General features: G+C 65.7%; 9 protein-coding genes. 1 reads left to right on the top strand and 8 read right to left on the bottom strand.

All coding sequences use genetic code 11. The features are described from left to right. The first annotated feature begins 318 nt into the window (after window positions 1-318). Window positions 319-1,830 carry a lipopolysaccharide biosynthesis protein gene (locus tag IFT67_RS12935; protein ID WP_192238627.1) on the top strand — a complete coding sequence of 504 codons (1,512 nt, stop codon included), beginning with the start codon at window positions 319-321 and terminating at the stop codon, window positions 1,828-1,830. Between the two features lie 124 nt (window positions 1,831-1,954). On the opposite strand, the gene IFT67_RS12930 is transcribed toward IFT67_RS12935, so the two are convergent. The 8 genes from IFT67_RS12930 to IFT67_RS12895 form a co-directional block, all read right to left on the bottom strand. Beyond that, on the bottom strand, window positions 1,955-2,107 hold the full coding sequence (locus IFT67_RS12930) for a hypothetical protein (RefSeq protein WP_192238626.1): 153 nt from the start codon (window positions 2,105-2,107) through the stop codon (window positions 1,955-1,957). A gap of 117 nt (window positions 2,108-2,224) precedes the next feature. Beyond that, the gene (gene pal / locus IFT67_RS12925; RefSeq protein WP_107964487.1) at window positions 2,225-2,752 is read right to left on the bottom strand and encodes a peptidoglycan-associated lipoprotein Pal; all 528 of its coding nucleotides are present in this window, start codon (window positions 2,750-2,752) and stop codon (window positions 2,225-2,227) included. 52 nt (window positions 2,753-2,804) lie between these two features. Beyond that, on the bottom strand, window positions 2,805-4,190 hold the full coding sequence (gene tolB / locus IFT67_RS12920; RefSeq protein ID WP_192238625.1) for a Tol-Pal system beta propeller repeat protein TolB: 1,386 nt from the start codon (window positions 4,188-4,190) through the stop codon (window positions 2,805-2,807). Between the two features lie 227 nt (window positions 4,191-4,417). After that, entirely contained in the window at window positions 4,418-5,455 is a 1,038-nt protein-coding gene (gene tolA / locus IFT67_RS12915; RefSeq protein ID WP_192238624.1) for a cell envelope integrity protein TolA, read from the bottom strand. Between the two features lie 10 nt (window positions 5,456-5,465). Next, the gene (gene tolR, locus IFT67_RS12910) at window positions 5,466-5,903 is read right to left on the bottom strand and encodes a protein TolR (protein ID WP_056053220.1); all 438 of its coding nucleotides are present in this window, start codon (window positions 5,901-5,903) and stop codon (window positions 5,466-5,468) included. Window positions 5,904-6,029: 126 nt separating this feature from the next. Next, complete coding sequence (tolQ, locus tag IFT67_RS12905) at window positions 6,030-6,722, bottom strand: protein TolQ (RefSeq protein WP_056053223.1); 693 nt, start codon at window positions 6,720-6,722, stop codon at window positions 6,030-6,032. After that, window positions 6,719-7,177 (bottom strand): YbgC/FadM family acyl-CoA thioesterase, encoded by a 459-nt coding sequence (locus IFT67_RS12900; protein WP_056487236.1) that lies wholly within the window; start codon window positions 7,175-7,177, stop codon window positions 6,719-6,721. Before IFT67_RS12900 ends, tolQ begins: the two co-directional genes overlap by 4 nt. 216 nt (window positions 7,178-7,393) lie before the next feature. After that, entirely contained in the window at window positions 7,394-8,152 is a 759-nt protein-coding gene (locus IFT67_RS12895; protein ID WP_192238623.1) for a hypothetical protein, read from the bottom strand. Between the last annotated feature and the right edge of the window lie 21 nt (window positions 8,153-8,173).

Here is an 8,173-nt window from a genome sequence, read left to right as displayed (position 1 = left end):
CTTCCGGAAAGCTTGCAGCATCTGGTTTTTTGCGACCGTCGCAGAAGCCCGTAAGGCACTCCGCTGCGGTGACACCCCTCTAGGCGGGGTTCCGATTCGCGTCAAACACAATCTTTCATATTTGTGGCAATTTTTGCCGGCTGACGCGTTTGTAACGCCCATGCCCTTGGAATTGGTGCTCATGGCAATCCGCTGCCAACGGATACGGGATTGCTGGTTGCCCTGATCTCTCAAGATCGACTTCGTGAGTCTGAGATATAGAGCGGACGCGTCGCGCTTAAGCGGTTGTGAAGACCGACCCCTTATACCAGCAATACGATGGACACCGTCGACTTCCCCCCAGTTCCCGGCGCCGGATCCGCGGAAAGCCTTCTGCCCGGACAAATTCGGACGGCGCTCCTGTGGCGCTCGGGTAGCCAGATCGTCGCGCAACTCATCCAGTGGGCCGCCACCTTTGCGGTAATCCGCATTCTGGTACCCGCCGATTACGGGCTGTTCGCGATGGGTCAGGTGGTGATCGCGTTCCTGGCAATGCTCGACGGCTATGGGCTCGCCAATGGGCTGATCCGACAAAAGACCGTCGAACACCGCGACGTGCGCCAGCTGTTCGGCATGCTGATCGTCCTCAACCTTGCCTTGGCCATCGGTCAACTGGCGCTCGCTCCTTGGGCTGCCGCATATTACCGGCAGCCGATCGTCGGCGACATGCTGCGCGTTCAGGCCGTGCTGCATCTGACGACGCCGTTCATCGTATTGCCCTACGCGCTGCTCGCACGGGCGATGGATTTCCGCCACCAGGCCAAGGCGAACGTCGTTGCGTCGGTCGCGTCTGCGATCACCGCACTGGGCGGAGCGCTCTATGGGCTCGGGATATGGACGCTGGTGCTCGCGCCGATCGTCCTGTTCGGGATCCGCGGAGCGATGATGACGTGGGGCGCACGGTCGCTCGTATGGCCGAGTTTCGACTTTCGGGGTGCGGGACCGGTCGCGCGGTACGGCGGCATGATGGCCGCGGGCCAGCTATGCCTGTTTCTCCAGAGCCAAGCCGACGTGGCCATCGCCGGGCGTAGTTTCTCCGCCCACATGCTCGGCATCTATACGACCAGTCTGTTCCTGGCGCAGATCTTCGTCGCGAAGTTCGTGCCGCCGCTGAACGAAGTCGCGTTCTCCGCCTATGCACGGATGTATCATGAGCCGGGTGCGATCGGCCGCGCGTTCGTGAAAGGCCTGCGGATGGTGATGATCGTTGCGATGCCGGTCTATATGGGGCTGGCCGCGACCGCCGAACCGCTCGTGCTGACCATCCTCGGTGACAAATGGCACGAGATGGCATCCGTGGTTAGACTGCTGGCACTCGCGATGCCGTTCATGACGCTGCAGATATTGCTGGTGCCAGCATCCGATGCGTGCGGACGACCGGGGATCGGGGTACAGAACGGCGCGGTCGGGGCGTTGATTCTGACGATCGCGTTCCTGGCCGGCGCGCAGTGGGGACCGATCGGCCTGGGCGCCGCGTGGATCGCGGCGTATCCCGTTTATCTCGGTATAAGCGCGTGGCGGACTTTGCCCGTCATCGGCGTGTCCCTGAGCGACTTTGCGCGCGCCATGGCCCCCCCTGCGCTGGCAGCGATCGCGATGGCACTGATCATCGGACTGATCGACCGCGGCATACGACCATTGGGTGTTACGTTGCGACTGACGATACTCGTCATGGCAGGTGCCTCGATTTATGCCGCCTGGCTGTACGTGTTCTCACGGCCGGCGATACGCGACCTGATGGCGGTGGTGCGCAGACAATCGGTGAGAGACCAGGAAACCACGAGTGACTAGAGCGCATGGTTATTCAGTAGCGTGGTTTGGCGAGCATTGCTGACTGGGCGAGATCACCTGCCGGGCGAGGTCACCGGCCCATCCCGCAACCGCCAAGCCACGGCTACCCAAAGCCTATCGAGGGTTACGCGCGTTGCGCTGGGCACGGCGAGTTTCGATCGCCGATGATCGAGATCGTCCTTCGGACGATTTCCTTGGCGTCGAGGATATCGGAGCGGTCCAGTCCATGTCCCTGCTCGTACGCCTGACCGGGTACGCCGAGGCATCGCGTCCTCATAACGAATGCACCCTCCGCCCCGAAACGCCTGCAAACCGGCCGAGGTGATGTGGGCGATGTCTTACGCACCCAGCATCACCTCAATCCCGATATTATCGCACTTTGCGAGGAAACGCCCTAGTTCAGCACTACCGTGACCGCACGACGGTTCGCTGCCCAGCTCTGGTCGTCCGAGCCCATCGCCACCGGGCGCTCCTTGCCGTAGCTGATCGTCGTCATCCGTGACGACGACACGCCCTTTGCCGCCAGATAGTTCTTGGTCGCGTTCGCACGACGATCGCCTAGCGCGAGGTTATACTCGCGCGTGCCACGCTCGTCGGCATGGCCTTCGATCGTGATGCGCTGGTTCGGGAACTTCGCCAGCCACTGCGCCTGGCTGTCGAGGATCGCGCGCGCGGTCGGATCGATGTCGTACATGTCGAGCCCGAAATTCACCGTGTTCGAGCTGACCGAGCGCTGGAAGTCGGCATCCGACCCCGGCACGATCGCACCACCGACATTGCCGCCGTTCTGGCCCGCATTCGGATCGACCGGCGCGTTGTTGTCGACCGGTGCGGGCGGCAGCACTTCGGGACGCTTCTTGGCACAGCCGGCGACGGCGATCAGCGCGGTGCACGCAAGCAAGATGTTGGAAAGCTTCGACATAGATAGTCTCCCGTAGAAAATCACGTTTCCCGTTAGTGCCCCCATAGCAGGTTCAGGGCCGCAGGGGGCCCCATGCCGGATCGGAGCCGTCGAGCGGCGTCGGGATCTTCCGCTCGTTGACGCCCGTGAGGTCGACCGACCAGAGGTCTGCCTTGCCGCCGCTGCCGCGTCCCGAGCGATAGAAGTTGATCACGCGACCGTTCGGCGACCAGCTCGGCCCCTCGTCCTGCCAGTCGTTGGTCAGCAGCTTCTCGCCGCCGCCGCTCGGGCTCATGATGCCGATGCGGAAGCCGCCACCAAGCTTGGTGAACGCGATCAGGTCGCCGCGCGGGCTCCACACCGGCGTCGCATAGCGCCCGCCGCCGAAGCTGATCCGCTGCTGGTTCGATCCGTCCGCGTTCATCACGTAGATCTGCTGCCCGCCCGAGCGATCGCTCTCGAACACGATCTTGGAGCCGTCGGGCGAATAGCTGCCGCCGGTGTCGATTCCCGGCGAATTGGTCAGGCGTTGCGGCGTGCCGCCCTGCGACGAGACGCGGTAGACGTCGGTATTCCCCCCCTGCGCCATCGAGAACAGGATGTTGCGACCGTCCGGCGAGAAGCGCGGCGCAAATGTCAAATTCGCGTTCGCGACCACCAGCCGCTGCTTGCCCGAGCCGATGTCGTAGACATAGATCGCCGGGCGATTGTTGAGATAGCTCATATAGACGATCGACTGCTGGTTCGGCGCGAACCGCGGCGTCAGCACGATCGACTGGCCGTTGGTCAGGAAGCGGTGATTGGCGCCGTCCTGATCCATGATCGCGAGCCGCTTGATCCGGCGTCCCTTGGGCCCGGTCTCGGACACATAGACGACGCGGCTATCGAAATACGCGCCTTCGCCGGTGAGCCGGGTGTAGACCATGTCGGCGCACTTGTGCCCTGCGCGACGCCAGTCCGAGGGCGGTACGACGAATCCGGTGCGGGTCAGTTCGGCCTTCGACGATACGTCGTAGAGGTAGCAGCCGACGGTCAGATTGCCGTCGCCGTTCGCTCGGATGAAGCCCTGCACCAGCGCCTGCGCACCGGTGCTGCCCCAGTAGTCGAACCCGGGTGCTGTGACTTCGGGGAAGGTGATCGGGCGGAGCTGGCCGGGCGAAAGCGGCGTGAACAGGCCCGAGTTGCGCAGATCGTTGGTGACGATGTCGGCGAGCTGGCGCCCGAGCACGTCGGTCGATCCTGCGGGCGTCGAGACGACCGCGGACGTCGGCATGACGGGAATTGCGATCGGCATCGGCGCGGAGATGCCGCCGGTCACGTCGACCACGAGTCCACCGGACTGATCGCCTGCCGGGGCTGGGGCGGCTGGATCGGCGGGGGCTTGCTGTGGTGCTAGGGCGGGTGCGTCCTGCGCGCTGGCGGTACCGGAGACGGACGCGAGCAGCCCAACCGAAGCCATTACCGATCGAACCTTACGCCCACCCCACACAAACCCCACCCCGGCGGAGGCCGGGGCCCAATTGGGGGACGCCACTGAGGGAGCGTTGCGCATCATTACATCGACCTTCCCAATTGGGCCCCGGCCTTCGCCGGGGTGGTTACTATGCGACAGGTGGTCACCCGCAACTGGAAGCAGCTGGCGCAAAGGGAAAAACCCCAGGATCGATCGAGTCATAACGGACATCCTCAGCCGGGAAGTTTGTAGCGCAGGCTGAAATTGCTCCAGCCGTTCTGCACGTCATACAGGTCGTCGGGCAAACCGCGTAGCGGCGAACACCCGACGAAGGTCGCGATCGCCAGATCGTCGACGCGGTCGACATAGCGCCGGTTGTCGTCGTCGACGCCGGCATGACCACTGATCGTCGGCCGCGATTTCAGCGTGCCGTCGCGGTTGAGCTTCAGGTTGATCGTCACGCGAATCCGCTCGGCGCCAGGCCCTGGCGTAACCTGGCGGTTGGCGCACGGCTGCACCTGGCGCAGGATCGCCGAACCGATGTTCGCCGCCGCCTGCGCGCCGAGCTTGGCCGCCTTGGGCGCTTCCGACTTGCTCGGCGACGGATCGGCCGACAGTCCTTTCAGGAAATTGTCGCCGAGCCGCGACCCGCGTGGCCGCGACGCTTTCGCCTCGGCGATCGAGCCGCTGCCCTTGGTCGAGGACGGCTTGGCGGGCTTGGCCGACGATGCGGAAGACGACGTCTTCGCGGGCGCGGCACTCGGTTTCGCCGCAGCCTTGGTCGGCGCGGACTTCGCGGGCGCGGCCTTGGCGGGTGGCGCCTTCTCGGGCTTGGGCTGTGGCTTCACGACGGGCTTAGAGACCGGCGCGGGCTTGGCGACGGGTTTCGGCGGCGCGGGCTTGGGTTTGGGCTGAGGCTTCGGCTCGGGTGCCGGCTGCGGCTTGGCCGCAGGTTTCGGTGGTGCGGGCTTGGGCTGCGGCACAGGCGGCACGGGATCGGGCTTCGGCTCGGGCTCGGCTTCTTCCGGAGCCGGCGGCGCGGCATCCTCAGGCGCACCCTCGTCCAGCGCGACCGACTCGGCCGGCGTCTCCACCGATTGCGGCGCAGTCGCCTCTAGCGCCACATCGGGCACGAGGCTCACGTCGATCGGCTGCTGCTCGATCTTCTTCGGCAGTTCGGGCGCACCGAGAAAGCCGAGCGACAGCGCGCCGAACAGCAGGACGTGCCCGACGACCGCGACGCCAAGGCCGATCTTCTCCGAACGGTCCATCAGCCAGCCATCAGTTCTGGTTACCCTCGACGGTCACCAGCGCGACGCGGTTCAGCCCGGCGCGGTTGAGTTCGCCCATCACGCGCATCACGCGGCCGTAATCGAGCTTCCGGTCCGCACGCAGCAACACCTGAGGCTCGTCGCCCACCGCACGGCTGGCGGCGATCGCGGCCAATCGTACCGGCAGCGCATCGTCGGTCACCTGATCCTTGTCGATGAACAGTGCGCCGGTACCGTCCATCGAGATCTCGACGGGCTTCTGCTCCTGGTCGAGCGCTTTCGCGCGCGCGTCGGGCAGGTTCACTGGTACGCCCGCGGTCATCAACGGCGCGGTCACCATGAAGATGATAAGCAGCACGAGCATCACGTCGACCAGCGGCGTGACGTTGATATCCGCCATCGGCGCGCGACGGCCGCGACCACGGGAAGAGGGAAGGTTCATCGCCACCTTACTCCCCTCCCGCTCGCGGGAGGGGTCGGGGGAGGGCAGTGCCGCGATTACCGTCGTCGGAGGAGAAGGTAGAAGCCCCTCCCCTGACCCCTCCCGCAAGCGGGAGGGGAATGAGAAGGCTGCTCATCGCGAGCCGTCCAGCTGGCGCGAGAGGGTCGTGTGGAAGCCGTCGGCGAACCGGTTGAGGCTCGCCTCGATCCGGTTGATGCCGTGGCTGAACCGGTTGTACGCGATCACCGCGGGGATGGCCGCGAACAGGCCGATCGCGGTCGCAAACAAGGCCTCCGCGATCCCCGGCGCGACCACCGCCAGCGACGTGTTCTGCGCCGCCGCAATGCTCGTGAAGCTTCGCATGATGCCCCAGACCGTCCCGAACAGCCCTACGAACGGCGCGACCGAGCCGACCGTTGCCAGCACGTTCAGCCGGTCCGACAGCTTGTCGATCTCGCCCGCGACCGCAGCACCCATCGTCGTCGCCAGCCGCTCGCGTGTGCCGCTCTTGTCGATCGTGCCACCCGCGGTCGAGCGCCGCCACTCGGTGACGCCGGCGGCGAACACGCGTGCCGACGGCAGGTCGTTCTCGCCCTCCGCCTTGTAGAAGACGTCGATATCCTCGGCCTTCCAGAAATCGCGCTCGAACCGGGTCATGCCCTTGCGCGTCTTGCCGATCCGCCGCCAGAACGCGACGATCAGCGCCCAGGTCCAGATGCTGGCGAGCAACAGCCCGATCATCACGCCCTTCACCACCCAGTCGGCCTGGAGGAACAAGTGGATCGGCGACAGCGTCGCGCTATCCATAGTCAACACCGGATTCATGCTTCCCCCTGCCAGACAAGGCGTTCGTAGATATCGATCCAGGCGCGCGGCTGGCGGCGTGGGCGGCCATTGGGAGCGACCAATGCCGCCACCACGTCCGCCTCGGCCAAGACAAGCCCGTCGCGCATGACCCTTTGATGAATGGTGACCCCGGCCGAGCGGACACGGCGTATCCGCGAGACGACCAGCAAGGCGTCGTCGAGCTTCGCCGGCGCGGCATAGCGGATGGCGACGCTCGCGATCGCGTAGGAGCCCTCGCCCGCCTCGAACGTCGCGCGCTGGTCGATCCCGCCGACCCGCAGCATGTCCGACCGCGCGCGCTCCATGTAGCGCAGGTAATTGGCGTGATAGACCGCGCCCGACAGATCGGTGTCCTCGAAATAGACGCGCACCGGAAACCGGTGCTCGCGCCCTTCGAAGCGGCCTTCCGCCGGACGATCTGAAACCTCAGCCATTCCCGCGGCTGTTAACCCAGTCTTTGCAGGGAAGCCAAGCTTTGCTGCACGATGCCGGTGATGGCGAGGAAAGGGTTAACTCGATCCTCCCCCGCTCGGGGGAGGTGGCTGGCGCTTGCCAGACGGAGGGGGAGGCAAGCGGTCACGCCTGCCCCGTGTCCTCCCCCTCCGTCGCTTCGCGCCACCTCCCCCTGGCGGGGGAGGATTCAAAGGGTCTTACTGGAAGACGCTGGCGTCGAGTTTCAGGCGAGGCTGCGCGGGCGGTACCGGCTGCGAGATCGGCTGGAGACGCGCCTGCGTGATCGTCTGCACCGGCATGTTCGACGCATATTGGCGCGAGACGGCGAGCTGCGGCTGGACCGGACGCACCGTGCGACCGCGCCAGGCATCGACCGCCCGGTAGAAATCGGTGAACGGCCGCTCGAGCACGGGCAAATTCTGGGCGGCGAACGTGGGCAAGGCTTCGGCGGTCAGACCGGCGCTCTGGGCGAGCACCGTGCCGGCCGCGGCGCAGAAGTCATCGCGCGCGGGCGACTGCGAGAAGAAGTTGTAGAGCCGCGTCATCGAATCATCGTAGCGATCCTGCCAGTCGCCGCCGCCCGACTTGTATTCGCTCGCGTAGGTCGCTTCGGCCTTGGCGAGCACCGGCTTCTGCGCCGACAGCAGCGCGTTGTAGCCCGCGACGATCACCACTTCCTGCGGCCCGCGACACGCCAGCGCGGCGACGTTGAGCGCGGCGCGGAGATGCCAGACCTTGGCGGACGTCGTCAGGTTGCGATTCGGCGTGGGATAGGTGCCATCGGCGAGCGCGACCGGGATGACGATGGTCGGCGACGCGCCCTTCGGCATCGTCGGCGCAGGCACCGGCACCATGATCACGGGCGGCGCGACCTGCGCGACGGTCCGTGGTTTCTGTGCGCAACCGGCCAGCAGGCCCAGCGCGGTAACGGACAGCAAAGCAAACCGACGACTCATCGCAACCACCTCATGACGTCC

Source organism: Sphingomonas sp. CFBP 13728 (assembly GCF_014841895.1).
Lineage (GTDB): Bacteria > Pseudomonadota > Alphaproteobacteria > Sphingomonadales > Sphingomonadaceae > Sphingomonas.
The sequence above is the reverse complement of the archived record's forward strand: the minus strand, read 5'-3'. Positions and strand labels throughout refer to the sequence as shown.

What these genes read in the sequence shown, in the direction of transcription:
- pal (WP_107964487.1), bottom strand. Translation starts at nt 2,752, where the DNA reads ATGTCGAAGCTTTCCAACATCTTGCTTGCGTGCACCGCGCTGATCGCC.
- IFT67_RS12930 (WP_192238626.1), bottom strand. Translation starts at nt 2,107, where the DNA reads ATGAGGACGCGATGCCTCGGCGTACCCGGTCAGGCGTACGAGCAGGGA.
- IFT67_RS12900 (WP_056487236.1), bottom strand. Translation starts at nt 7,177, where the DNA reads ATGGCTGAGGTTTCAGATCGTCCGGCGGAAGGCCGCTTCGAAGGGCGC.
- IFT67_RS12935 (WP_192238627.1), top strand. Translation starts at nt 319, where the DNA reads ATGGACACCGTCGACTTCCCCCCAGTTCCCGGCGCCGGATCCGCGGAA.
- tolB (WP_192238625.1), bottom strand. Translation starts at nt 4,190, where the DNA reads ATGGCTTCGGTTGGGCTGCTCGCGTCCGTCTCCGGTACCGCCAGCGCG.
- IFT67_RS12895 (WP_192238623.1), bottom strand. Translation starts at nt 8,152, where the DNA reads ATGAGTCGTCGGTTTGCTTTGCTGTCCGTTACCGCGCTGGGCCTGCTG.
- tolA (WP_192238624.1), bottom strand. Translation starts at nt 5,455, where the DNA reads ATGGACCGTTCGGAGAAGATCGGCCTTGGCGTCGCGGTCGTCGGGCAC.
- tolQ (WP_056053223.1), bottom strand. Translation starts at nt 6,722, where the DNA reads ATGAATCCGGTGTTGACTATGGATAGCGCGACGCTGTCGCCGATCCAC.